The 24,035-nt window shown below is 58.3% G+C and carries 20 protein-coding genes and 5 tRNA genes; 12 read left to right on the top strand and 13 right to left on the bottom strand.

Annotated elements, in window-relative coordinates; translation table 11 throughout:
* Nucleotides 1-140: 140 nt before the first annotated feature.
* The 5 genes from clpB to EC915_RS12020 all read left to right on the top strand — a co-directional run bounded on the left by clpB (nucleotide 141) and on the right by EC915_RS12020 (nucleotide 3,403).
* The gene (gene clpB / locus EC915_RS12040) at nucleotides 141-2,705 is read left to right on the top strand and encodes an ATP-dependent chaperone ClpB (RefSeq protein WP_133750759.1); all 2,565 of its coding nucleotides are present in this window, start codon (nucleotides 141-143) and stop codon (nucleotides 2,703-2,705) included.
* A 268-nt stretch (nucleotides 2,706-2,973) separates the two neighbouring features.
* Nucleotides 2,974-3,049: transfer RNA gene (locus EC915_RS12035), tRNA-Asn, on the top strand.
* Nucleotides 3,050-3,069: 20 nt separating this feature from the next.
* Nucleotides 3,070-3,146, top strand: a tRNA-Pro gene (locus EC915_RS12030).
* Between the two features lie 5 nt (nucleotides 3,147-3,151).
* Nucleotides 3,152-3,227 (top strand) — tRNA-Lys (locus EC915_RS12025).
* A 99-nt stretch (nucleotides 3,228-3,326) separates the two neighbouring features.
* A tRNA-Pro gene (locus EC915_RS12020) sits at nucleotides 3,327-3,403 on the top strand.
* A 266-nt stretch (nucleotides 3,404-3,669) separates the two neighbouring features.
* Here the strand turns inward: EC915_RS12020 and EC915_RS12015 are convergent.
* From EC915_RS12015 to EC915_RS11995, 5 genes are all read right to left on the bottom strand, one after another.
* On the bottom strand, nucleotides 3,670-5,016 hold the full coding sequence (locus EC915_RS12015; RefSeq protein WP_256658718.1) for a TolC family outer membrane protein: 1,347 nt from the start codon (nucleotides 5,014-5,016) through the stop codon (nucleotides 3,670-3,672).
* Between the two features lie 13 nt (nucleotides 5,017-5,029).
* On the bottom strand, nucleotides 5,030-6,334 hold the full coding sequence (locus EC915_RS12010) for an HlyD family type I secretion periplasmic adaptor subunit (protein WP_133750757.1): 1,305 nt from the start codon (nucleotides 6,332-6,334) through the stop codon (nucleotides 5,030-5,032).
* A complete protein-coding gene (locus EC915_RS12005) occupies nucleotides 6,327-8,096 on the bottom strand; it encodes a type I secretion system permease/ATPase (protein WP_177413371.1) in 1,770 nt (589 codons plus the stop codon). The genes EC915_RS12010 and EC915_RS12005 overlap by 8 nt, the downstream gene beginning before the upstream one ends.
* Before the next feature lie 23 nt (nucleotides 8,097-8,119).
* On the bottom strand, nucleotides 8,120-8,449 hold the full coding sequence (locus EC915_RS12000) for an AprI/Inh family metalloprotease inhibitor (RefSeq protein ID WP_133750756.1): 330 nt from the start codon (nucleotides 8,447-8,449) through the stop codon (nucleotides 8,120-8,122).
* A gap of 115 nt (nucleotides 8,450-8,564) precedes the next feature.
* Nucleotides 8,565-9,980 (bottom strand): serralysin family metalloprotease, encoded by a 1,416-nt coding sequence (locus EC915_RS11995; protein ID WP_133750755.1) that lies wholly within the window; start codon nucleotides 9,978-9,980, stop codon nucleotides 8,565-8,567.
* A gap of 516 nt (nucleotides 9,981-10,496) precedes the next feature.
* On the opposite strand from EC915_RS11995, the gene EC915_RS11990 reads away from it, so the two are divergent.
* Nucleotides 10,497-10,778 (top strand): hypothetical protein, encoded by a 282-nt coding sequence (locus tag EC915_RS11990; protein WP_133750754.1) that lies wholly within the window; start codon nucleotides 10,497-10,499, stop codon nucleotides 10,776-10,778.
* 90 nt (nucleotides 10,779-10,868) lie between these two features.
* On the opposite strand, the gene EC915_RS11985 is transcribed toward EC915_RS11990, so the two are convergent.
* From EC915_RS11985 to EC915_RS11975, 3 genes are all read right to left on the bottom strand, one after another.
* The gene (locus EC915_RS11985) at nucleotides 10,869-12,167 is read right to left on the bottom strand and encodes an NAD(P)/FAD-dependent oxidoreductase (RefSeq protein ID WP_133750753.1); all 1,299 of its coding nucleotides are present in this window, start codon (nucleotides 12,165-12,167) and stop codon (nucleotides 10,869-10,871) included.
* Nucleotides 12,168-12,546: 379 nt separating this feature from the next.
* Nucleotides 12,547-13,176: a DUF1780 domain-containing protein gene (locus EC915_RS11980; RefSeq protein ID WP_133750752.1), complete on the bottom strand. Its 630-nt coding sequence runs from the start codon at nucleotides 13,174-13,176 to the stop codon at nucleotides 12,547-12,549.
* Nucleotides 13,177-13,269: 93 nt separating this feature from the next.
* On the bottom strand, nucleotides 13,270-14,139 hold the full coding sequence (locus tag EC915_RS11975; RefSeq protein ID WP_133751101.1) for an AraC family transcriptional regulator: 870 nt from the start codon (nucleotides 14,137-14,139) through the stop codon (nucleotides 13,270-13,272).
* Between the two features lie 355 nt (nucleotides 14,140-14,494).
* On the opposite strand from EC915_RS11975, the gene EC915_RS11970 reads away from it, so the two are divergent.
* The 4 genes from EC915_RS11970 to EC915_RS11955 all read left to right on the top strand — a co-directional run bounded on the left by EC915_RS11970 (nucleotide 14,495) and on the right by EC915_RS11955 (nucleotide 18,507).
* Nucleotides 14,495-15,838, top strand: coding sequence for an MFS transporter (locus EC915_RS11970; RefSeq protein WP_133750751.1), 1,344 nt, complete (start codon nucleotides 14,495-14,497; stop codon nucleotides 15,836-15,838).
* A gap of 173 nt (nucleotides 15,839-16,011) precedes the next feature.
* Nucleotides 16,012-16,728 carry a fumarylacetoacetate hydrolase family protein gene (locus EC915_RS11965; RefSeq protein WP_133750750.1) on the top strand — a complete coding sequence of 239 codons (717 nt, stop codon included), beginning with the start codon at nucleotides 16,012-16,014 and terminating at the stop codon, nucleotides 16,726-16,728.
* Nucleotides 16,729-16,758: 30 nt separating this feature from the next.
* Complete coding sequence (locus EC915_RS11960) at nucleotides 16,759-17,523, top strand: SDR family oxidoreductase (RefSeq protein ID WP_133750749.1); 765 nt, start codon at nucleotides 16,759-16,761, stop codon at nucleotides 17,521-17,523.
* A 30-nt stretch (nucleotides 17,524-17,553) separates the two neighbouring features.
* Complete coding sequence (locus tag EC915_RS11955) at nucleotides 17,554-18,507, top strand: 2-hydroxyacid dehydrogenase (protein WP_133750748.1); 954 nt, start codon at nucleotides 17,554-17,556, stop codon at nucleotides 18,505-18,507.
* A gap of 86 nt (nucleotides 18,508-18,593) precedes the next feature.
* Here the strand turns inward: EC915_RS11955 and yacG are convergent, their stop codons facing one another.
* Genes yacG through pilB form a run of 5 tightly spaced genes read right to left on the bottom strand, consistent with a single transcriptional unit; the run spans nucleotide 18,594 to nucleotide 23,218 of the window.
* Nucleotides 18,594-18,797, bottom strand: a complete 204-nt coding sequence (gene yacG, locus EC915_RS11950; protein WP_133750747.1) for a DNA gyrase inhibitor YacG — start codon at nucleotides 18,795-18,797, stop codon at nucleotides 18,594-18,596.
* Nucleotides 18,797-19,417, bottom strand: a complete 621-nt coding sequence (gene coaE / locus EC915_RS11945; protein WP_133750746.1) for a dephospho-CoA kinase — start codon at nucleotides 19,415-19,417, stop codon at nucleotides 18,797-18,799. The genes yacG and coaE overlap by 1 nt, the downstream gene beginning before the upstream one ends.
* Complete coding sequence (locus tag EC915_RS11940) at nucleotides 19,414-20,286, bottom strand: A24 family peptidase (RefSeq protein ID WP_133750745.1); 873 nt, start codon at nucleotides 20,284-20,286, stop codon at nucleotides 19,414-19,416. The genes coaE and EC915_RS11940 overlap by 4 nt, the downstream gene beginning before the upstream one ends.
* A 2-nt stretch (nucleotides 20,287-20,288) precedes the next feature.
* Complete coding sequence (locus tag EC915_RS11935; RefSeq protein ID WP_133750744.1) at nucleotides 20,289-21,521, bottom strand: type II secretion system F family protein; 1,233 nt, start codon at nucleotides 21,519-21,521, stop codon at nucleotides 20,289-20,291.
* 2 nt (nucleotides 21,522-21,523) lie between these two features.
* Nucleotides 21,524-23,218: a type IV-A pilus assembly ATPase PilB gene (gene pilB, locus EC915_RS11930; RefSeq protein ID WP_133750743.1), complete on the bottom strand. Its 1,695-nt coding sequence runs from the start codon at nucleotides 23,216-23,218 to the stop codon at nucleotides 21,524-21,526.
* A 220-nt stretch (nucleotides 23,219-23,438) separates the two neighbouring features.
* Between pilB and EC915_RS11925 the strand changes: the two genes are divergently transcribed.
* Both EC915_RS11925 and EC915_RS11920 read left to right on the top strand, forming a co-directional pair.
* Nucleotides 23,439-23,846 carry a pilin gene (locus tag EC915_RS11925; protein WP_133750742.1) on the top strand — a complete coding sequence of 136 codons (408 nt, stop codon included), beginning with the start codon at nucleotides 23,439-23,441 and terminating at the stop codon, nucleotides 23,844-23,846.
* 20 nt (nucleotides 23,847-23,866) lie between these two features.
* A tRNA-Thr gene (locus tag EC915_RS11920) sits at nucleotides 23,867-23,942 on the top strand.
* Nucleotides 23,943-24,035: the final 93 nt, after the last annotated feature.

The following is a 24,035-nucleotide window of genomic DNA, read 5'->3' as shown; positions in this document are numbered from 1 at the left end:
CTTAAGCAAGCTAACGTTGACCTGTGTCAGGCCCACACCGCTTGAATCCTGTGCAATCGGCCACATCTAAGGGCTATCCGGCAGGTTTTCGTTATTAAGGTGTGTTCATTGCTCCGGCCTGCCCATTAGGAAGGTGACCAATGCGTATTGACCGTTTAACCAGCAAGTTACAGCTCGCTTTATCAGACTCCCAATCCCTGGCGGTGGGCTTGGACCATCCGGCCATCGAGCCTGCTCACCTGATGCAGGCGCTGCTCGAGCAACAGGGTGGTTCGATCAAACCCCTGCTGCTGCAAGTCGGCTTCGACATCAACAGCCTGCGCAAGGCGTTGAGCAAGGAGCTTGACCAACTGCCGAAAATTCAGAACCCGACTGGCGACGTAAACATGTCGCAGGATCTGGCGCGCCTGCTTAATCAGGCCGACCGTCTGGCGCAACAGAAGGGTGATCAGTTCATCTCCAGCGAGCTGGTCTTGCTCGCTGCAATGGACGAAAACAGCAAGCTGGGCAAGTTGCTGCTTGGCCAGGGCGTCAGCAAGAAGGCGTTGGAGAATGCCGTCAGCAACCTGCGCGGCGGCAATGCGGTCAACGACCCGAACGCCGAAGAGTCGCGTCAGGCGCTGGACAAGTACACCGTCGACCTGACCAAGCGTGCCGAAGAGGGCAAGCTTGATCCGGTGATCGGTCGTGACGACGAAATTCGCCGGACCATCCAGGTGCTGCAACGCCGTACCAAAAACAACCCGGTGCTGATCGGTGAGCCTGGGGTGGGCAAAACCGCGATTGCCGAAGGTTTGGCGCAACGCATCATCAATGGCGAAGTGCCGGATGGTCTGCGCGGCAAGCGGCTGCTGTCGCTGGACATGGGCTCGCTGATCGCCGGCGCGAAGTTTCGCGGCGAGTTCGAAGAGCGCCTCAAAGCCGTGCTCAATGAGCTTTCCAAGCAGGAAGGCCAGGTGATCCTGTTCATCGACGAACTGCACACCATGGTGGGCGCGGGCAAGGCAGAAGGCTCGATGGATGCAGGCAACATGCTCAAGCCTGCGTTGGCCCGAGGCGAATTGCACTGCGTCGGCGCCACGACCCTCAACGAGTACCGCCAATATATAGAGAAGGATGCGGCGCTTGAGCGGCGCTTCCAGAAAGTGCTGGTGGACGAGCCGAGTGAAGAAGACACCATTGCGATCTTGCGTGGCCTCAAGGAGCGCTACGAGGTTCACCACAAGGTGGCGATCACTGACGGCGCAATCATAGCCGCAGCCAAACTCAGCCATCGTTACATCACCGACCGTCAACTGCCGGACAAGGCCATCGATCTGATCGACGAAGCAGCCAGCCGTATCCGCATGGAAATCGATTCCAAGCCCGAAGTGCTTGATCGTCTTGAGCGCCGTCTGATTCAGTTGAAGGTCGAAGCCCAGGCGCTGAAGAAAGAGGACGACGAGGCTGCGATCAAACGTCTGGACAAACTTCAGGAAGAGATCCAGCGCCTGGAGCGTGAATACGCCGATCTTGAAGAAATCTGGACCTCTGAAAAAGCCGAAGTGACCGGTTCCGCGCAGATTCAGCAGAAGATCGAGCAATCACGTCAGGAACTGGAGGCCGCCCGTCGTCGCGGTGACCTCAATCGCATGGCTGAATTGCAGTACGGAGTCATTCCCGATCTGGAGCGCAGCTTGCAGATGGTCGATCAGCACGGCAAACCGGAAAACCAGTTGCTGCGCAGCAAAGTGACCGAGGAAGAGATTGCCGAGGTCGTGTCGAAGTGGACCGGTATTCCGGTGTCGAAGATGCTCGAAGGCGAGCGCGACAAGCTGCTGAAAATGGAAAGCCTGTTACATCAGCGCGTGATCGGGCAGAACGAAGCGGTCGTGGCTGTAGCCAATGCGGTACGTCGTTCGCGCGCCGGGTTGTCCGACCCGAATCGGCCGAGCGGTTCGTTCATGTTTCTCGGCCCCACCGGTGTGGGCAAGACCGAACTGTGCAAGGCGCTGGCCGAGTTCCTGTTCGATACCGAAGAGGCCATGGTGCGCATCGACATGTCCGAGTTCATGGAAAAACATTCCGTCGCTCGCCTGATTGGTGCGCCCCCTGGCTACGTTGGCTACGAAGAGGGCGGTTACCTGACCGAAGCCGTGCGGCGTAAGCCGTACTCGGTGATCCTGCTGGATGAGGTGGAAAAAGCGCATCCGGACGTTTTCAACATCCTGCTGCAGGTGCTCGAAGACGGCCGACTGACCGACAGCCATGGGCGTACCGTGGATTTTCGCAACACGGTGATCGTCATGACTTCTAACCTGGGGTCTGCCCGTATTCAGGAACTGGTGGGTGATCGCGAAGCGCAGCGTGCAGCGGTGATGGATGCAGTAAGCACGCACTTCCGTCCTGAGTTCATCAACCGGGTGGACGAGGTGGTGATCTTCGAGCCGCTGGCACGGGAGCAGATTGCCGGTATCACGCAGATCCAGCTGGGCCGTCTGCGCCAACGTCTGGCCGAGCGTGACCTGAGCCTTGAGCTGACGCCTGAGGCTATGGATAAACTGATTGCCGTTGGCTACGACCCGGTCTATGGCGCGCGTCCGCTAAAGCGTGCGATCCAGCGCTGGATCGAGAACCCATTGGCTCAGCTGATTCTGTCCGGCGGCTTCATGCCCGGCACCAGCATCAAGGGCACTGTAGAGAACGACGAAATCACCTTCGCCTGACCCAGTGCTTCTTTATATAGAAGCAATATAAAAGCAAGAGAAGGGCGCTCCAGGCTGAGCGCCCTTTTTTGTGAGACCGGGGATTGTCTGTCGAGCACCGGATTTTCGGGGTCTGGACACTATCTCGAAAAAAAGTTGCAAATCATTGTCTTAAAAGCAATTTAGAGGGTTGACAGCTATTTCTGGGAATGTAGAATAGCGCGCCTCAGAGACGTGAACGCAGCGATGCAGACAGGTCAAAGAGGCTGAAATTGTGAAGTCATTCAGTTCCGTGATAGCTCAGTCGGTAGAGCAAATGACTGTTAATCATTGGGTCCCAGGTTCGAGTCCTGGTCACGGAGCCAGTTTCAGAAGGTAATACCGTCGGGGTATAGCGCAGTCCGGTAGCGCGCCTGCTTTGGGAGCAGGATGTCAGGAGTTCGAATCCCCTTACCCCGACCATTTTTGGGTCGTTAGCTCAGTTGGTAGAGCAGTTGGCTTTTAACCAATTGGTCGTAGGTTCGAATCCCACACGACCCACCATTTTTGGCTTCAAGGGCAACCTTGGAGCCGAATCTTAAAGACTTGTTGCCATTCGCATCAGGTCGCAGGCAGCTGGTTGAGGTGCCTTTAGTTTCAAAACGGGGTATAGCGCAGTCCGGTAGCGCGCCTGCTTTGGGAGCAGGATGTCAGGAGTTCGAATCCCCTTACCCCGACCATTTTGAATATGCCTGGATCGAAGACGTTGTCTTTGAGTCTGGGCATTTTTTCGTCTATCGAAACACAGAATCGAGGGGCGGCGGCGGGTAGCGTGCCGACAATTCGTGCCTGTTCCCACCTTGTTCAGTGGGCTACCCACGCGACGCCCCCAAGATTGCTTCCACCGCGCATAGCCGTCTCTTCGAGTGTGTGCCCCACCACGACCGCTGCTGGAATCATTTGCATCGCGTCCTGGATGGGGCGTTCCCACTACGGCCACTGATGTTTAGCGGTACGGCCGGCCCGCGCCAAATGCCTCATCGACCCGCGCCAGTTGCTCTCCAGTCAAGGTACCTGCGTAGTAATGCAACTTGATCCAGGCCATCAAGTATTCATATCGAGTCTTGGCCAGGTCCTGACGAGTGCTGTAAAGCTGTTGTTGCGCATTCAGTTCGTCCAGGTTGACCCGCTCTCCACCCTTGATGCTGTATTGCGTGGACACCACTAATGCCTGCGCTGACGCCAATGCCTTGTCATAAGCGCGGATTTTCTGTATGCCCGTGGCGCAGGCGTTGAATTGGCGACGCAACTGGATCAGCGTCTCACGGGTTTTGCCCTCAAGGTCATACTCCGCTTGCTCCAGGCTACGGCTGGCTTGACGGCTGGAGGCGCTGACGCCACCGCCGGCGTACAGCGGCAGGCTGATTTCCAGGCCAATGGTGTTGGTGTCGTAACGCTGGTTGTAGGTATTGCCGCTGTCGGATTCCATGCTGCGTACAGTGGCGTAGGCGTTGAGCTTGGGCAGATGCCCGGCCACGTTGCGTTTCACCTCTTGGTGCGCGACTTCCAGCAATTGGCGCTGCGAGGCGAGGTCGGCGTTTTCACTCAAGGCGATGGCATTCCACGCCTCATAAGTGGTTGGCGTCAGGGCCAGAAAACCGAACGGGGTACGCAGGGGCGCCAGGTCGTCGATTCGCACCTCAGGTACGCCGATCAAGGCCCCTAACTCACTCAACGCAGCGTCTTGTTCATTCTGCGCTTCGATTTCCTCGGCACCGGCCAGTTCGTAACGTGATTCTGCTTCCAGGATGTCGGTATTGGTGCCTTCGCCCCGATCGAACATTTGCCGGTTTTGATCGAACTGCCGCTCGAACGCTTTCTTCTTTGCCTCGGCAATTTCGATCTGGTCGCGACTGAACAGCGCCTGGCTGTAAGCGGACAACACCCGCACCAGCAATTCCTGACTTTTAGCTCGAAAGGCCTGGTCGGCAAACAAGGCCTGCGCCACACCCTTGCGGTAGTTGGCGTAGGCTTCGTAGTCGATAATGGGCTGCTGCACGCTCAACGTCGAACCGAAACTGTTGTAGTGACGGTCCTCGCGGGAGTTGGGACGCTCGTCGCTTTTGTACGTGGCCCTGGAGTCGTTGCGGCCCTTGTTATAGTTCCAGGCCACGTGAGGCAACAGCCCGGCACGGCCGATATTGCGATTTTCCAGCCCGGCGTCGCGCTCCTTCATGGCGCCAAGGAACACCGGGTCGTTACGCAAGGCTTGCTCATAAACATCAAATAAACCCATTGCCTGGGCCTGCATATTGGCGCTGATCCATAGCAGCGCTGCCAGCCAGATTTTCATGTACCGAAACATCCTATTCCTCGGTCAGTGCCATTCCTGCGCGGTCCATCAAAGGCTTGAACAGGTAATTGAGAAGAGAGCGCTCGCCCGTGCGGACGAACATCTGCGCCGGCATGCCCGGCTTGATCACCAGGCCCTTGAGCTTGGCCAGCGCCTGGTCGGTGACGCTGCTGCGCACGATGTAATACGGCTGGCCACTGCGCTCGTCGAGCAACTGGTCGGCGGAAATCAGGCTCACCGTGGCGTTCACACGTGGCGTACGGCTCTGATTGAACGCGGTGAAGAGCACATCCACAGGCAGCTGTTCGGCGACCTTGTCGACCATGTGCACCGGCAGGTGACCTTCGATTTCAAGGCCCTCGCCCTGGGGCACGATTTCCAGCAGTGACTCACCGGCATGCACCACCGCGCCTTCGGTGTGCACCGAGAGGTTCACGGCGATGCCATCGGCCGGTGCGTTGATTTCGCTGTGGGTCAGGCTGAATTGTGCCGAGGCCAATTGCTGGCTCAGCGTGATGCTTTTCAGCTCGGCATCGGCCAGTTGTCCGCGCACCTCCTTTTGATACTCCTCGACGCCTTGCTGCAGGCTCAGCCGCGATTGTTCGATTTGCTGAGCGACACGCCCTGTGTCACCGGTGTTCTGTGCCAGGTCACGTTGCACCTGAGACAGTTGCCGGTCGTAGTCCATCAAGCGGTTGCGGGCGATGTAGCCGCGCTCGGCCAGCGGCCGGAGGTTTTCCAGTTGCTGGCGCAATGACTCGGCCTGGGCCTGAAGGTCGTTACGCGCCTGGCGCATGCCGGCCAGCTGGGCAATGCCACCCTCGATGGTCGCATGGATGCCTGCCTGGGATCGCTGGAACGCCTGGTGACGACTGCTGAACAACTGCCGCTGGCCTTCCAGCACGCCGAGCAGCTGTGCAGACGCTTTCTGTAACAGGGCCTCGGGAAAGCGCACCTGCACACTGCTATCGCGTTCGGCCTGGAGCCTGGCGATGCTGGCCTGGGCCAGTTCGTACTGGGCGCGCAACGATTGCACGTCGGCCTGGACCTGCGTGTGGTCAAGCTGGAACAGCGGCTGGCCCTGATGCACCACTTGGCCCTCGCGCACCATGATGCGACTGACCACGCCGCTGTCCACTGACTGCACCGCTTTGCGCTTGCCCGACACCACCACGGTGCCAGGCACTGCAATGCCCTGGTCGAGCGGTGCCAGTGCAGCCCAGAGGAAAAAGCTCCCGGCACCGAGCAAGGCCAGCCACCAGCCCACGCTGACGAAAAACTGTGCATTGCGCTCGGGTTTAAGGATGTGTTCATTCATGGCGCTGGCCTCCTTGCTGCGCGCCGAACTGGCGACTGAAACTCACCCCTTGCGCTCGTTCAGGCGCAGACTGCGCACCGGAGAGCGCCTTCAATACATCACCCGCAGGGCCGAACAGTTGCAGACGTCCGTCGTTAAGTACCAGCAGGCGGTCTGCCTGATTTAGCACGGCAGAGCGATGGGTAATCAGAATCACCGTGCAACCGCGAGCCTTGAGCTGCGCGATGGCAGCGGCCAATGCGGCTTCGCCGTTGCTGTCGAGGTTAGAGTTAGGCTCGTCGAGCACCACCAGTTTCGGCTCGCCGTACAGCGCACGGGCCAGAGCCACGCGCTGTTTCTGACCGCCGGACAGCCCAGAGCCGCCATCGCCCAGTTGCGTGTCATAGCCTTGAGGCAGACGCAGGATCATTTCGTGCACGCCTGCCAAGCGGGCAGCGGTTACCACCTGGTGCGGATCGGCGCTGGTAAAGCGTGCGATATTGTCGGCGATGCTGCCGCTGAACAGTTCGATGTCTTGGGGCAGATAACCGACATGGGCGCCCAGCGCGTTGCGGTCCCAGCGGTGCAGCTCTGCACCATCCAGACGAACCACCCCGGCCAAGGGTTGCCAGACCCCGATCAACACCCGGGCCAACGTTGACTTGCCGGAGCCGGACGCACCCAGCACACCCAGGGTTTCTCCGGCATTCACGGCAAAACTCAGTTGCTGCAGAGTAACGGTGGTCCGTCCCGGTGGTGCTGCACTGATTTGCTCGACACTGATATGCCCGGTGGGAGCGGGTAGGGGCATGGGCGTTGGGCGCTCAGGGTGGGCGATCAGCAGGGCGTCGAGCCGCTGCCATGCCAGTCGCGCTGAACTCCACTGTTTCCAGACCGCGATCAGTTGATCGATCGGGGCCAGCGCACGGCCCATCAGGATGGAGCCGGCGATCATCATGCCGCCGCTCATCTGGCCCTCGATGACCAGCAGTGCACCCAGCCCCAGCACCAGCGATTGCAGGCACAAACGCAGGCATTTGCTGAACGAGCCGATCAGCGCGCCGATGTCGCTGGCGCGGTTTTGCCGCTCCAGAAACCGGCTGTGCAAGGCGAACCAGCGCTGGCGCAACGGCACCAGCATGCCCATGGCCTGGATCGCTTCAGCATTATTCAGGTGGCTGCCGGACAACTGGCTCGACGCCACGGAAAAGTGCCCAGCCTGGGCCAGCGGCTTGCGGGTCAGCGTTTCATTGAGCCAGGCCAGGGCGATCAGTACCAAGGCACCCACCGTGGCAAACAAGCCCAGCCAGGGGTTGAACAGAAAGATCACCGCCAGGTAGATGGGGAACCACGGCGCATCGAAGAAGGCGAACAATGCCGGGCCGGTGGCGAACTGCCGCACCAGGGTCAAATCGGCCAGCGCCTGTGTGGCATTGCCTTCGCCCTGGCTCAGGTTGCGTTCGAAAGCCGCCTGGTACACCTGCAGGTTCAGGCGCCGCTCCATATCGCTGCCGATACGGATCACCACAAAGCTGCGTACGGCCTCCATCAGGCCGATGAACACGAAAAAGGCGACAACCATCACGGTCAGCATCGCCAGCGTGGTTTCGTTTTGCGATGACAGCACCCGGTCGTACACCTGCAGCATGTAGACCGAGGGCACCAGCATTAACACGTTGATCAGCGCCGTGAAGGCGCCGATGCTGAGCAGGATGCCTTTATAGGCCTTTAGCGTGGCCCACATGGGGGCGCGCGGCAGGGGGCTTGGCCGGCCTTGGGTCATGGTTTCATCCTTGAAAAAAAGAGTCAGGAACGTGGGATGGCGCTTACGGCTTCGCGTTGCAGATAAAAGGTGCGGCCATCGTGAAGTTGTGCCATGTAGAACCCTTCTCGCTGGCGACCCATATGCACCAAGAGTTCATCGTGGTTATCGACCAGCGCGATGCCATCAGGCGTCGGGTACCAGGTTGCCGGTGTACCGCCGAGCCAGTGACCGGCACAGGCCAGATCACCCGCCAGGCGCTCGTCCTGTTCTTCCAGAATCAACGCGCAGGGTTTTTGCGCATCGTCCTTGGCGTAAAACTGCCAGGGCCCGGCCAGTTCGGCGGGGCTCGCGAGACGTAGGCTGCTGGCCATCAGAGGTGCTCCGCTTAAGGTGAAAAGCGTCGTGAACAGACACGCCGCGGTCTTCCAATTCATTGATCTGCTCCGGGTCAGGCAGGGGCGGCGCTTGCACGGCGCCCCCTCAGGCTTAGACCACGATGTCAGTCGTGGCGGCCTGGCCTACGGTGTTAACCACGAAATCGGCCGCACGGTCGCCCGTAAGGTCAATCGACAAGGTGCTGCCAGTGCTGACTTGGGACAGTACGGCCTGACCGGCGGTGCCGCTGAACGCATTGACGAACACCAGCGGGATGTGGCTTGTCGCAAACTCCGGTATGGCCGACAGATCGATTTTGTCCTGACCGCTGACAAAGTCCATGATCTGGTCCGGGGCCGACGGCCGTGAGTCGCTGCTGGCCGCGAATATGAACGTATCCGCGCCCGTGCCGCCCCACAGTTTATCGGCACCGCCACCACCGAAGATGATGTCGTTACCGGCACCACCCCGCAGTTCATTGGCTGCGCTGTTGCCAATGATCAGGTCATTGCCCGAGCCGCCAATGGCGTTCTCGATGACCACACCTTTAGCAATGGATACGTTGCCTACCAAGCCGCCGACATCCGAAAACGAAGCCTCGTTGAGGTTGATTTTCTGGTTGTTGGAGTACCCGGAGAAGTCCAGGGTGTCCTTGCCACCGCCGTCCCATACCGCGAACACCAGCTTGGACGACGAAGACGTCGCCGAGTAGTAGTCACGATCGGCTGTGGAGTTGAACCCGTACGTGGTGTCTCCGGCACGTGTTGCGAGATTGGCACCGTACAGCTTTTGTACGGCGGCAATATCGTCGAGCAAGGGTGCCGACGAGTAGGCACCCTTGTCGTTTTGCCCGGTGTTGGTTTCGCTCCAGTAGCTCATCACGCTGTAGCCGCGAGTGTCTTGGGCGTAGGTGGCATCGGCGTAGGTCGGGTTGCCGTTCCCAGCGTTGTAATCGCCAGGGTGCGACAGGCCCAGGGTATGGCCGATTTCGTGGGTGAGGGTCTGGCGCCCGTAGTTATTGGTGCCAGGGTTGGCGTTGACCTGGTAGCTGTTGTTGATCATGTACCAGGACTGACCTGCATACGAGCCGCTATCAGGGAGGTAGGCAAATGCCGCACCGCCGTTGTCGCCGCTGTAGTTGCCGAACGTCAGGTGCCCGTCACCGCCGGAGTTGGCTTGGGTGAAGGTGACTTTCGCTACATCGGCCCACGACTGCATCGACAGCTTGGCCTGGGATTGTTGCAGCGCCGAAAAGGCGCTGAACGTGCCCAGGGTGCGATCGAAATCGGCCGGTCGACTGGTCAGGAAGGTATAGGTCAACTCGATGGTGCCGCTCTTATTAGCGTCTGCCCACGCGGCATGGTCGCGCAAGATGTAGTCGGCTGCCTTGTCCACCGTGTACGACGGTTTTCCGTTGATCGAACTACCGCCTCGATCGTACTGGTGGCTGAACGTGTTGATTTGGTTGTATGCAGAGCTTGGGCCCTGTGGCGTTACGCTGAGGGCATTGAGTTTAAGTTTCGACATTCAGACATATCCTTGTCTGCGTGGAAAAAAGACCGAATGACCTCGATTTGCGAGGTCATCCAATCACTCGCTTGGTGCATGAAGCGGGGAAAAATTGGCACAGAGTTAGGACTATCGTCCAGCGATTTAGTGAAAAATGTATCAAGATTTTTCACTTCTGTAACAAATGCGACAAACTTTTGTACCTAAGTGGCAGGCTGGCGTTACACCTCAAGAAGGCGTCTAGACTGCGCTGCTAAGGATTTTTCGCGCAGTATGCCGCGCCTCGTTTCCCTGTTTTTACCACCCTGAGAGTTTTAAGGTTCTGTATGTTTGCCCCGGAAACCGGAGGGAACGCTGTTTGCTTGGAGGCGCGCGAGCAGCTTCTGTGTTTTCGCTATATGAAAATCTATACAGCGATAGTTATCATGGGCAGCCAATCGGCGCTTTCAGCAGTTTTCAACTGCGCGTCGATGATCCGAAGCCGCTCAGGCCAGCCTCTGTGCGGTGGAAACACCTCTTCAAAGAGACACCGCCATGAGGTCGAATTTGAAAGCTCGCGCCTACCCCTACACCGCCTGGGTGCTGACCCGCAGCTTTGTTGTACTGGAAGTCGAATTGGTCGGGCCTACCGCAGACGGCCTCAACGAACGATCTGCCAAGGGCAAGTGGTATGCGCCGGACACACTGTTCCACTCCCACGCTGCGGCGGTGAGTGCTGGCCGTATGCGTATTGACGCGGCCCGGCTCGAGATCGCCAGACGCGCTGCCGTGCTGGAAGAGAAGAGTGCGCTGCTCGACCGAATGTCGGGGCGTTGAATGCAGGAGGGTGGGCCGTCCATAGACTGGACGGCTCGCTGAGGGATGTAACCCGCCGCAGGGCGCACGGCGGGTTCTTTCATCGTTGAATCAGTGCAGCTTCATCCGCGGCTCTGTCCCACGCCCGATCCGACTGCCGAGCATCAGCATCAGCGTGCGGAACATGCCGTACAGCGCCATCTGGTGCATTCGGTACAACGAGATGTAGAACATCCGGGCCAGCCAGCCTTCCAGCATCACGCTGCCGGTCAGATTGCCCATCAGATTGCCCACCGCCGAGAATTTCGACAGCGAAATCAGCGAGCCGTAATCCTTGTAGCGATACTCCGGCAGCTCGCCACCTTCGATACGCAGCTTCAACGACTTCACCAGCATCGACGCTTGCTGATGCGCAGCCTGAGCGCGAGGCGGGACGTTGCGATCAGTGCCTTTTTGCGGGCAGGCCGCGCAGTCGCCGAAGGCAAAGATGCTGTCATCGCGCGTGGTTTGCAGGGTCGCACGCACTTGCAACTGGTTGATACGGTTGGTTTCAAGCCCGGCTATCCCTTCCAGGAATGCAGGGGCGCGAATACCCGCCGCCCAGACCTTCAACGTTGCCGGAATCACTTGACCGCTGGCCGTCACCAGGCCATCGGCGGTCACCTCACTCACCGCCGAATGGGTCAGTACCGTCACGCCCAGTTTCTCCAGCGTTTTGTGCACCGGCCCGCCTATGCGCTCCGGCAAGGCGGGCAACACCCGGGGCCCGGCTTCGATCACGGTGATGCGCAGGTTTTCCGGCTTGATCTGACCCAAGCCGTAGGCTGCCAATTCCTGTGCGGCGTTGTGCAACTCGGCTGCCAGTTCGACACCCGTCGCGCCTGCGCCAACGATGGCGATATTGATTTCTTCGGAGGCAGCCGACTGGCTGGCGTGGGCGCGCAGATAGCGGTTAAGCAACTGCTGATGGAAACGCTCGGCCTGCTTGCGGGTATCGAGGAACAGGCAATGCTCTGCCGCGCCTTTGGTGCCGAAGTCGTTGGTGGTGCTACCGACCGAAATCACCAGCGAGTCATAATCCAGGCTGCGTGCCGGAACCAGCTCATCGCCGTTCTCGTCCAGCGTCTGTGCCAGATGAATCTGTTTGTTCTCGCGGTCCAGCCCAGCCATCCGCCCCAACTGAAACTGAAAGTTATTCCACTTGGCCTGTGCCACGTAGTTCAGCTCATCCTCGTAAGAGTTGAGCGAGCCTGCGGCCACTTCGTGCAGCAGCGGTTTCCAGATGTGGGTCAGATTGGCGTCCACCAGCGTAACGCTGGCCGTGCCCTTCTTGCCAAGGGTTTTACCCAGACGGGTAGCCAGCTCCAGACCACCGGCGCCTCCGCCGACGATCACGATACGATGAGTCATGGGGATATCTCATAAGGCTTAAGGAATTCTTTGATGGCTCTGTCCGAGCGAGCGCCAGGCAGCTCATAGCATCAGACAGTCCGGTAGAGGGCTCGACACGCCCAACCCCGGCACCACGACGCGCACTGCCATCAGGAGCGGTCATGGCTAAAAAAGCCAGTGCTCGACTTGATGCCAGGGCGCGAAGGTACTCTTCGACACGCGTTGGGGCGTCGGGGTTCAGGTAGCGGGTCACAGAGCCTCATCATGAACATTGACCGACGTCAGCGAACGACGGCCAGCGATGCGTTAACCTCGTTGACGACTGACTCCGGCCTTTGGTTACAGCCGAGATCAACGAGCAATGCCGCTTTGTATCATTCGCGCGAAAATTGCGCCATCACAGGCTGACTCCTACATCGAAGACCACGCTGCGTCCCAGGTTCGTGCGCAGAAAATCCGGCGCGTCGGGATGTGCGAACAGCACGCGGGCGAAGGTCGGACCTACCAGCGAAAGGGAGCGCCAACCCTGTCGCAGGTATTCGGTCGGGGGAGGGAAGTGGCTGTTCAAGTCCAGCACCTCGCGCTTGAGGCTGGCAAAAGCGATGATATCCAGCGCACCCAGATCCAATCCCCGTTCCTGGTAGTTGTGCGCTTTCTTGCGCAAGGTCGGCGCCAGGCGGCGCAGCAGTTCGGACGCGGGAATGCGCTTGGGCTTGGCTTCACGCCGCACCAGCTGACTCAGGGAAAACGCGCTGCGCCGGCGTTGCAGCTCTTGGCGCCACTCATCGTTAAGCCGCCGGCCCTCGTCGAGCACGAAGAACACCTCAAAACACGCATTGCGAAACAGCACGTCCGGCGGCTCTTGCCCGGCGGGCAGGAAATCGTCGGTGCGGTGGGGAATGTTCAAGCCTTGCAGCAAACGCTGACAAACCCAGCGCTCGCGCTCCCACTTGCGCGCATTGGACAAAAACGCATTGGCTTGCTCGGCCTGGATCGTCAACAGACGTAGGTAGTCGGAGTCATCCATAAGGGCAAGCTTAGCGCTGGCAATGTGGGTCCAGAAAATAAATATGTAGGCGACGGTATGGACCAAGCGTGGTCGTGTTTTCGGGGCTTGCGGCTACAAATCCCGCTGCTTGCGAAACTGTCCGGGAGGCATGCCGTGGGCGTGGCGGAAGCGGCGGGAGAAGTAGGCCTCGTCGGCGAATCCGCACAAGCGTGCGATTTCGCCCACCGGTTTGCTGCCGTTGAGCAGCAGCGTGCGGGCCAGATGCATGCGGCGCTCAAGCACCAGTTCGCTGAAGGTCTTGCCGACTTCCTTGCGCAGCCAGTGGGTCAGGTAATTGGGTGACAGGAACGCCGCCGACGCTGCTTTTTTCAGGCTCAGCTCCGGATCACTGAGGTGCTGGCGTACGTATTCGGACATACGCCCCAGGGCATCACGACGGCTGCGTTCGGCGGCGTTGTCCTCGGCCAGCCGTTTGATGGGCTCTGCGTAGAGTTCGCAGATCGTGCCGATCAGTTGCAGCAGACAGCCCTTAAGAATTTCACGTGTGCCGAACTGGCGATGCGGGTCCAGCGCGTGCATGCGATCGAGCAAGCGCTGGATCTCGGCGAAACTCTCTGCATTGAGCGTGAAGTCCAGATGCTCCTGAAAGCGGAAGGGTGACAGCTCCGGGGCGAGGGCAATCGCGACGTCCTCCAGGTCCAGCGGATCGCACTGCAGCTGCGGTAGCAGGAAGGTCTGGGCAAAGTTGATCAGCAGGAAATTGCTCTCTGGCGGATGCGGGATCAGGTGCAGCCTGTGCGGCAGGATGAACGCCAGCGTATTACGAGGAAACGCGCGCACCACGCCGCCAATGTGCTGCACGGTGTCGCCACCCAGGTTGATCTGGATCTGGAAATATTCATGTCGATGGGGCTCGGTTTCCGGTTTGCCTTCGGTTTTGTCGCGTATGTAGAAATCTGGCCGCTCGCTGCGTTGCTGCATGCCGAAGGTGGGTACGCGATTGGCAGAGTCCGTCATGGTATTTCCTTGGGTTATGCGCACATTGTCAGTTGTCCTACGACATGATTCAAAACCTTTCTACACTTCGTTACCAGTCCGGCTGTCCAAAAAGCCGCCCGCGCCAATACCCTCAGGGGATGCTCTAATCCGGTATTTTAAAGCCGCCAAGACGCCTTACGGTTTCGCCGTTCCCATCAGGATATTTTTGGACATATGCTTAAGACACATCTGTGAAATCCAAAAACGGTCTAAGCCGTATCTTGTTTAAAGCAGGTCGTACGATAAGTTAGGAGCGCGCTTCATTACTCGATTCCAATAAAAACAACGAGGAATTTTCATGTCGAGCAATCCTGATATTCAGGCGATCGATGCTGCCGTGGCTGTTCCCAGGGCCGCTGCGCCTGCACGTCCCGTGTCCCACCGCCGCTGGTTCATGCTCTCGCTGTTGTTGATCGCCACAATCATCAACTACGTGGACCGGGTCAACATTTCCATCGCTGCCCCCTTCATGGCCAAGGACCTTGGCTTGGATAAGGTTCAGATGGGCCTGATCTTCTCCGCGTTTGCCTGGACCTATGCATTCGCGCTGGTGCCTGCCGGGTTCATCGCTGACCGCTTCGGCTCGCGGCTGACCTACGGCGCTTCTCTGATCTCCTGGTCTGCCGTCACGGTTTGCCAGGGACTGGTCGGCGGCTTTTCGTCGCTGTTTGGTTTGCGTCTGGCCATTGGCGCCTTGGAGGCCCCTGCGTTTCCGGCCAACAGTCGCGCTGTGACGGTCTGGTTTCCGGCCCGGGAGCGCGGCATGGCCAGCAGCATCTACGTGTGCGGTCAGTACCTGGGCACTGCGTTGTTCACCGGGTTGCTGTTGTGGCTGGCGACCACCTACGACTGGCGCCACGTGTTCTACAGCACTGGCATCGTCGGCATTGTGTTCGGGGTCGCCTGGCTTTACCTGTATCGCGACCCGCTGAACTGCAAGAAGGTCAGCAAGGAAGAACTGGATTACATCGAGGCGGGCGGTGGGCTGGTCAAAAGCAGTCAGGACAGGAACACATTCAAATGGACGCAGATTGCCGAGCTGATGAAATATCGTCAGGTCTGGGCGATCTGCATCGGCAAGTTCGCCAGCACCTCGGCCCTGTATTTCTTCCTGACCTGGTTCCCGACGTACCTTATTGAAGAGCGGCATCTGACCATGGTCAAAGTCGGCATTTTCGCGGTGCTGCCGTTCATCGGCGCTACGGTGGGCGTATTGATGGCGGGGTTCATCTCCGACTGGATGATCCGTCGCGGCGTGTCGCTGTCCTTCGCGCGCAAACTGCCATTAGTGGTGGGCTCCGCCTTGGGCATGTCGATCATGCTGGTCAACTTCACCGACTCCAACGAAGTCTGCATCGCTTTGCTGACTGTCGCCTTCTTCGCCCAAGGCATCGCATCGGCATCCTGGGCGGCGGTCTCGGAGATTGCGCCCAAAGAACTGATCGGTCTGACGGGCGGGATCACCAGTCTGGCCGCCAATATCGGCGGCATTGTGACCCCGATTGTCATCGGCCAGATCCTCCACGTGACCGGCAACTTTGCGTGGGCGTTCTGGTTCATCGGCGGTGTGGCGTGCATCGGCACCCTGTCTTACTCGCTGCTGCTGGGCCGTATTTATCGCATCCAGCTCAAGGCGCAATAAGTTTCGCGAATGTGTGTGTGACCTTTTGCCGAACTGGGCAAGGGCGTACGTGAGTACGCCTTTTTTATGCCCTGAACATTGAGTTTTTTAGTCCAGCGTGAACACGGTTTTATCCAACTTTGGGGCAGTTCGATCCCGTAGTCTCTGGATGAAACGGCCACCGGCCACGAGGAATTTCCATGAGCGACTTTGTATTCGAACCCGTGCGTATTAGCAGCCTGCCGGTCAATGGCAGCGATGCACGTTTCCCCATCGCCCGGGTGTTTTGTCTGGGGCGCAATTACCCCTGGGGCGACTCGCTGAATGCCGCACGTGAGGTCCCGGCATTTTTCATGAAGCCTGCGACGTCGGTCATCGATGCCAGCGGCGAACTGGTTTTTCCGACCCAGACCGAGCAGTTCTGCCATGAAATCGAACTGGTGATCGCCATCGGCAAGGACGGCTTCGAGATCAGTGAAGAACAGGCGCTGGGGCACGTGTGGGGCTACGCCGCAGGGCTTGATTTGACCCGGCGCGACCTACAAATGGCGGCCAAGGCGGTGGGCAATCCGTGGGAACAGGCCAAGGCGTTTGACGGCTCGGCGCCGATCACTCCAATTCAGCCGGTCAGCCTCGTCGGCCATCCGAGACAGGGCGCAATCTGGCTCAGCGTCAATGGCGTGGAGCGCCAGCGCTCGGATCTGGAAAGCCAGATATGGTCGGTCAGCGAGATCATCAGCCAGCTCTCCCATTCCGTCAGCCTGCGCGCGGGCGATCTGATCATGACCGGCACCCCGCCCGGCGTGGCGGCACTTGAGGCAGGCGATGTGATCAACGGCGGCATCAGCGGTATCGGGGAATTCGACGTGCGGGTCGGCAGCCGTCGCGCTGATCGGCCTACTCAGAACTGACGCATTCAGACACGCAACAGGAGAACAACAATGACTGAACAATCGAACTCCAAAATTGCCCTGGTCACCGGCGCAGGCAGCGGCATCGGTCGCGCCGTTGCACTGGGTCTGCTGGAAGATGGCTACAAGGTCGTGGTCACCGGACGTCGTATCGAGCCGTTGGAAGCACTGGTCTCGCTGGCCCGCGAGCAGGGCGGTGAAGCACTGGCGGTGTCCACCGACGTGCGCGACCCGGCCAGCGTCGACAAGCTGTTCGCGACCATCGAACAGGTCTACGGCCGACTCGACGTGGTGTTCAACAACGCAGGCGTCAACGCGCCCGCTGTGCCGATGGATGAGTTGCCCATCGAGAAGTGGCTGAGCGTCATCGACACCAACGTCACCGGGGTTTTCCTGTGCAGCCGTGGCGCGTTCGGCTTAATGCGCAAGCAGTTGCCGCAGGGTGGCCGGATCATCAATAACGGCTCAATTTCCGCCCACGTGCCGCGTCCGTTCACCGGCCCTTATACTGCCAGCAAACATGCGGTGCTCGGGCTGACCAAAAGCCTGGCGCTGGACGGCCGCGAGTTCAACATCGCTTGCAGCCAGATAGACATCGGTAACGCGCTTACCGAATTGTCCGTACGCATGACCACGGGCGTGCGCCAGGCGAACGGCTCGATGGCGGTCGAACCGATGATCGACGTCAAACACATCGCCGATGCCGTGCGCTACATCTCGGCGCTGCCGCTCTCGGCCAACGTGCTGAACATGACCGTCATGGCCACCAACATGCCTTTCGTGGGCCGTGGTTGATCTTCCACATTCGACGCGAGCGAGACGCTGATGAAAGCTGAAATCCTGCAACTGAGCCCGATCCTGATTCCTGAAATCAATGCGCGGCTCAACGAGCTATACACCCTGCGGCCCTATTTTCAGCAGAGCGACAAAGCTGCTTACCTGGCGGAACACGGCGCTAACATTCGTGGCGTGATCACGGGCGGTCACACCGGCATCACCCGCCAGGTGATGGAGCAGCTGCCGAACGTGGAAGTCATCGCGGTCAATGGCGTGGGCACCGATGCCGTGGATCTGGCCTATGCGCGCGACCGCGGCATTCGCGTCACCGCCACCATTGGCGCACTGACCGAAGATGTCGCCGACCTTGCCATCGGCTTATTGATTTCGACCTGTCGTGGGCTGGGCACCGGTGATCGCTACGTGCGCTCCGGCGCCTGGGCCAGGACCGCGACGCCTTTGGTGCCGTTGCCACTGGCGCGTCAGTTCAGCGGCATGCGCGTCGGTATCGTCGGGCTGGGCCGGGTAGGGCGTGCTGTCGCCACGCGCGCAGCTGCCTTCGGTTGCCCGATCAGCTACACCGACCTCAACCCTATGAGCGACGTGCCGTACACCTTCGTCGGCGACCTGCTGGCGCTGGCGCGGCAGAGCGATGCGCTGGTCGTCGCAGCCGCTGCGGACAAGGCCAAGGGCATCATCAATGCTCAAGTGCTGGAAGCGCTGGGTGCAGAGGGGTATCTGATTAACGTGGCGCGTGGGAGCCTGGTCAACGAGCCGGACCTCATCGCGGCGCTGCAATCGGGCGCCATTGCGGGCGCGGGGCTGGACGTGTTCGTCGACGAGCCGAAGGTGCCGCCGGTGCTGTTCGATCTGGAAAGCGTGGTCCTGCAACCTCATCGGGCCAGCGCCACCGTCCAGACCCGCACGCGGATGGGTGAGATGGTGCTGGCGAGCCTGGCGGCTGTGTTGGCTGGCAAGGAACCGGTAGGTGCTGTGGCATGACCCCGGCTTCGCTGGTGTCGTAACCTCCGACGTCGCCTACAGATGATGTGGCGTACTACGCGCTCGACTGTGGGAGGCGGCGAGCATCAATGCTGCCGCGGATCGAACTCACCTGAAAACAACTCGTCCTCTGCGTCTGGCGCTACTGGAATCGCATGTTCTTCCGACGCCCAGGCGCCGAGGTCGATCAGTTTGCAACGGTCTGAACAGAACGGCCGGAATTTACTCTCCGCCGTCCACACCACAGGCGCTCCACAGGTTGGGCAATCGACGGTCATTGGTTGGCTCATCATTGGCCTCCACGCAAAGTTAGATAAAAGTGATGCAGTCGCTCGACTTCGCTTTTCAGCCAGGCAGGGTCGCGATCATTGACGAGCACGTCATCGGCGCGGCTCAGACGCTCTTCACGACTGGCCTGCACCTTGAGAATCGCGCGAACCTGCTCCTCGTTGGTCTTGTCGCGCAGCACCGTGCGCTCGATCTGCACCGCTTCAGGCACATCGATCACCAGCACCCGCTGCACGGTCTGATGCTGGGAAGTCTCCAGCAATAACGGCGACACCAGAATCGCGTAAGGCGATTCTGCACGCGCCAGGTACTGACCAATCTCCTCGCGAATCAGCGGATGCAGCAACCCCTCAAGCCAGGTGCGCTGTTGCGGATCCTTGAAAATCAGCTCACGCAGCGCTGCGCGGTCCAGCGTGCCGTCGGCCTGCAGCACCTGCGCGCCGAAGTGCCCGGCAATCTGCGCCAAAGCCGGCCGCCCCGGCTCAACCACCCAGCGCGCGGCGTTATCGGCGTCCACCAGATGCACGCCCAACTCGACAAAGCATTGCGCTGCCGCGCTCTTGCCACTGCCGATGCCACCCGTGAGGCCCAGAATCCAGGGTTTTGTTGCGCAAGAAGTCATCTGAAACCGGCGATCTGCAAATACGAAGTGGTTATTTGATCACCCCAGAGCAATGCGATCCACCCCGCAAGGGCCAGATAAGGCCCGAACGGTATCGGCGTACTCGTCTCGACATTGCGCAGCCGCAATAGAATCAGGCCCAGCACCGCACCGACAATCGACGACAACAAAATCGTCAACGGCAAAATCTGCCAGCCTCCCCAGGCACCGAGCATCGCCAGCAACTTGAAATCGCCATACCCCATGCCCTCCTTGCCAGTGACCAGCTTGAACAGCCAAAACACCGCCCACAACACCAGATACCCAGCCACCGCACCCCACAGCGCATCAGTCAGCGAGGCAAACAAACCGAACGAGTTAACGATCAAACCCAGCCACAACAACGGCAACACAATCGCATCCGGCAATAGCTGGTGGTCGGCATCGATCAAGCTCATCGACAACAACCCCCAACTCAACAGCAACACCGCTCCCGCCTGCCAGCCAAACCCGAAATGCCAGGCCACGAAAGCCGACAACACACCACACGCCAGCTCGACCAGCGGATAGCGCTTGCTGATCGGCGCTTTGCAACCGGAGCACTTGCCGCCCAGGAACAGATAACTGATGACTGGCAGGTTTTCCCATGGGCGAATTTTGTGCGAGCAGTGCGGGCAGCGGGAGTGGGGGAGCGTCAGGTTGAAGGTTTCGCTTTCCGGTTCTGGCGGCAGCTCCAGCACTTCCCGCGCCTGGATTTTCCAGTCCCGGAACATCATTTTCGGCAGGCGGTAGATGACTACGTTGAGGAAGCTGCCGACGAGCAGGCCTAAAACGAGGGTGCATAAAACGAAGGCCAGTGGGGAGCTGGCCAGGAGGTCGAGGAGGGACATGGCTAGACGACGTTTCCGAGCTGGAAGATGGGGAGGTACATGGCGATGACGAGGCCACCGACGATGACGCCCAGTACCGCCATGATCATAGGTTCCATGAGGCTGGTGAGGCTGTCGACCATGTTGTCGACTTCTTCCTCGTAATACGTCGCCACTTTGTCGAGCATGGAGTCCAGGGCCCCGGACTCTTCACCGATGGCGGTCATCTGCACAGCGAGTGTCGGAAAGACGCCCGTACTGCGCATTGAGAAATTCAACTGCATGCCTGTGGAGACGTCCTGCTTTACCTTATTTACCGCATTCCTGAAAACAATGTTCCCCGTGGCTCCTGAAACGGAATCCAGAGCCTCCACCAAAGGCACCCCTGCAGCGAACGTCGTTGCCAATGTACGGGCATATCGAGCAACGGCTGACTTATAGAGTAATTGCCCGATGATTGGAAGTTTAAGCAGCGTACGATCAAGCCCATTTCTGAACTTTTCGGACGTCTTACGTGCATGCCTGAACCCCACAACTATCAAGAAAACCGCAACCAACAAAATAAGCCAGTAATCCTGCAGCACTTGAGAAAGGCCGATAACCATGACAGTAAAAGCCGGTAAATCTGCACCAAATCCGGCAAAGAGCTGCTGGAACTGAGGAACTACCTTGATCAGCAAAATACCGCTCACAATGAACGCGACGATCACTACCGCGATTGGATATGTCATCGCTTTCTTGATTTTTGCTTTCAGCGACTCGGTTTTTTCCTTGTACGTAGCGACCCTGTCCAAGAGGGATTCCAGCGCCCCGGCTTGTTCGCCAGCGTCGACCAGATTGCAAAACAAGTCATCAAAATACTGAGGCTTTTGTCGCAGGGCAGTTGCGAAGCTGTGCCCGGCAGCCACCTCGTGCTTTATGTCGTCGACGAGCTTGCGCATGTTCGGATTGGCGGAGCCTTCGCTAATGATGTCGAAGGACTGGAGCAGTGGGACCCCTGCCTTCATCATGGTCGCCATCTGCCGCGAGAAAAAAGCGATATCCAGCGGCTTGATTTTTTTGCCCGCGCTGAAAATGGACACCGACTTTTTGCGGATCTTGAGCGGGTTGATGCCTTGCTTGCGCAACTGCGCTTTGATCAGGGCAGGATTGTGCCCGGGCAATTCGCCGGTCACTTTGGCGCCCTTTTTGTCTATACCTTCCCAAGCGTATACAACAGGTTTGGCCACCTTGGTTTTTTTTGCTTTGGTTGCCATACCTAGTCCTTGGTCACCCGGTTGACTTCTTCTAGACTGGTCACGCCTTGCATGGCTTTCCTAAGTCCCGAAGTGCGCAGGTCATTAAAGCCGTCTTTGCGCATCTGCGCGGAAATCTCAATGGAGTTGCCTTCCTCCATGATGATGCGTTCAAGTTCAGGCGTGGTCTTCACAACTTCATAAATTCCGGTTCTGCCTTTATAGCCAGCATTGCACTGATCACAACCTATTGGTGAGTACAGTTTAAAGGTGCCGATTTTCTCCGCCGGAAACCCTTCTGCAATCAGCGTTTCGCGAGGAATATCATTTTCCTTCTTGCAGCTGGAGCAAAGTTTACGTGCCAGACGCTGGGCAATGATCAGGTTGATTGCTGTCGCAATGTTGAAAGCCGCTACGCCCATGTGGTGCAGCCGGGTCAGGGTTTCGGCCGCGCTGTTGGTGTGCAATGTCGACAAAACCATATGCCCGGTCTGAGAAGCCTTGATAGCGATCTCAGCCGTCTCAAGGTCGCGAATTTCACCCACCATGATCACATCCGGGTCTTGGCGCAGGAATGCCCTCAGTGCCTGAGAGAAATCCATACCTTGACGCGGATTGACGTTAACTTGGTTGATGCCTTCGAGGTTAATTTCCACCGGATCTTCGGCGGTTGAGATATTGATATCTACGGTATTCAGGATGTTCAAACCGGTATAGAGGGAGACCGTTTTCCCGGAGCCGGTAGGACCTGTAACCAGGATCATTCCTTGCGGTTGGCGTAGCGCCTGCAGGTAAAGTTCTTTCTGTTCAGGCTCATAACCCAAAGCATCGATACCCATCTGTGCACTGGCGGGATCAAGGATCCGCATGACAATTTTTTCGCCCCATAGCGTAGGCAGCGTATTGACGCGGAAATCGATCGCACGCGTCTTGGAAATACGCAGCTTGATCCTGCCGTCCTGGGGTTTGCGTCGCTCAGAGATATCCAGCCCTGCCATGACCTTCAGCCGCGCAGCAATACGCCCCGCCAGTTGGGTCGGCGGTTTGGCAACTTCGTGAAGAATGCCGTCCGTACGCAGTCGAACCCTAAAGGTTTTTTCATAGGGTTCGAAGTGCAGGTCGGAGGAGCCAAGACGAATGGCATCCATCAGCATTTTGTTAACAAAGCGAACCACGGGAGCGTCTTCGGAATCGACCTCATCCAGCGTCGCTTCTTTATTCGCGGTTACGGCTTCGATCTCAAGACTAAGGTCGACATCAGCCATCTCGCTGAGCCCGCCGTGGGTATCAAACATTTTGTCAATGGCTACGCTGAGCTTGTCGTCTTCGACCAAAATGGCCTCGGTATTCAAACCAGTGCTGAACTGTATATCCGTAATTGCCTGATGATTGGTCGGGTCCGAGATACCCACGAACAGTTTATTGCCGCGACGCCACAACGGCAGTGCGGCGTGCTGACGGACCAGTTTTTCACTCACTAATCCTTTTGGTTGGCTGTCCTTGTCTAACGTGCTCAGGTCAAGAAAGGCCAGACCAAACTGGTCGGATGCTAATTCCGCTAACGCCAGGCTATTAACCAGCTTGTTTTGTACGAGGTAGCTGACCAACGAAACTTTGTCACGTCGAGCCTGCTGGTAGGCTTGCTTGGCTACTTTTTGATCAAGCAGGTTGGCCACAACAAGTTGTTTGGCCAAACCGGTGAGGACAACATCAGTCATAAAACCACCAGACGTACACAGTGTGTGGTTTATAGCGTAGTCAGGCTGCGCTGCCAATTGGATGAGCCGGAGGTGACATTAAATGTCACTTTCTGCTTGGCTATGGAAGGGGCAGCGTCAAGAAAGCTATGGCGAGTAGACAAATGTGATAAAGAAGTTGGCATAGAGGATGCATCAAGCGGCACAGCCTCACACTATATTCGTGATTTTGGAGCGAACAATGAAAGCACAAAAAGGTTTCACACTGATCGAACTGATGATCGTTGTTGCGATTATCGGCATCTTGGCGGCGATCGCCATTCCTGCATATTCCAAGTACCAAGCCAAAGCTAAGGTTACTGCTGGTTATGCGGAATTGACTGCCTTGAAAACTGGTTATGAAGATCAGATTAACCAAGGTGCAACGCCAGATAGCACCAATATCAATGTTCCAGCAAGCTCTTCCAACTGCACTGTCTCTGTTGGTGCTACTACCGCTGCGCTGGTGTGCACACTGATAAATGCCCCTCCTGTCGTCAATACAAAAACGATCACTCTCGCTCGTGCTACTGATGGCACATGGACGTGTACTACTAGTGTAGATGCCGACTATCAGCCAAAGGGCTGTATCACCGCTAGCGCTAATTAATCGTCTAAGTTGGCTAGACCGCCGAAGTAGCTCAGTCGGTAGAGCAGCGCACTCGTAACGCGAAGGTCGTAGGTTCGATTCCTATTTTCGGCACCAGCAACACCCAAAAGCCCGGTCCTCGAGACCGGGCTTTTTCGTTTCGAAGGTAGCGTGTTGAACGTAGGAGTAGCACTCATACTCGTTTGAGCA

Origin of the sequence: Pseudomonas sp. LP_7_YM (assembly GCF_004364435.1) — a bacterium.
Taxonomy (GTDB): Bacteria; Pseudomonadota; Gammaproteobacteria; order Pseudomonadales; family Pseudomonadaceae; genus Aquipseudomonas.
This window is presented reverse-complemented; position numbering and strand designations above follow the sequence as displayed.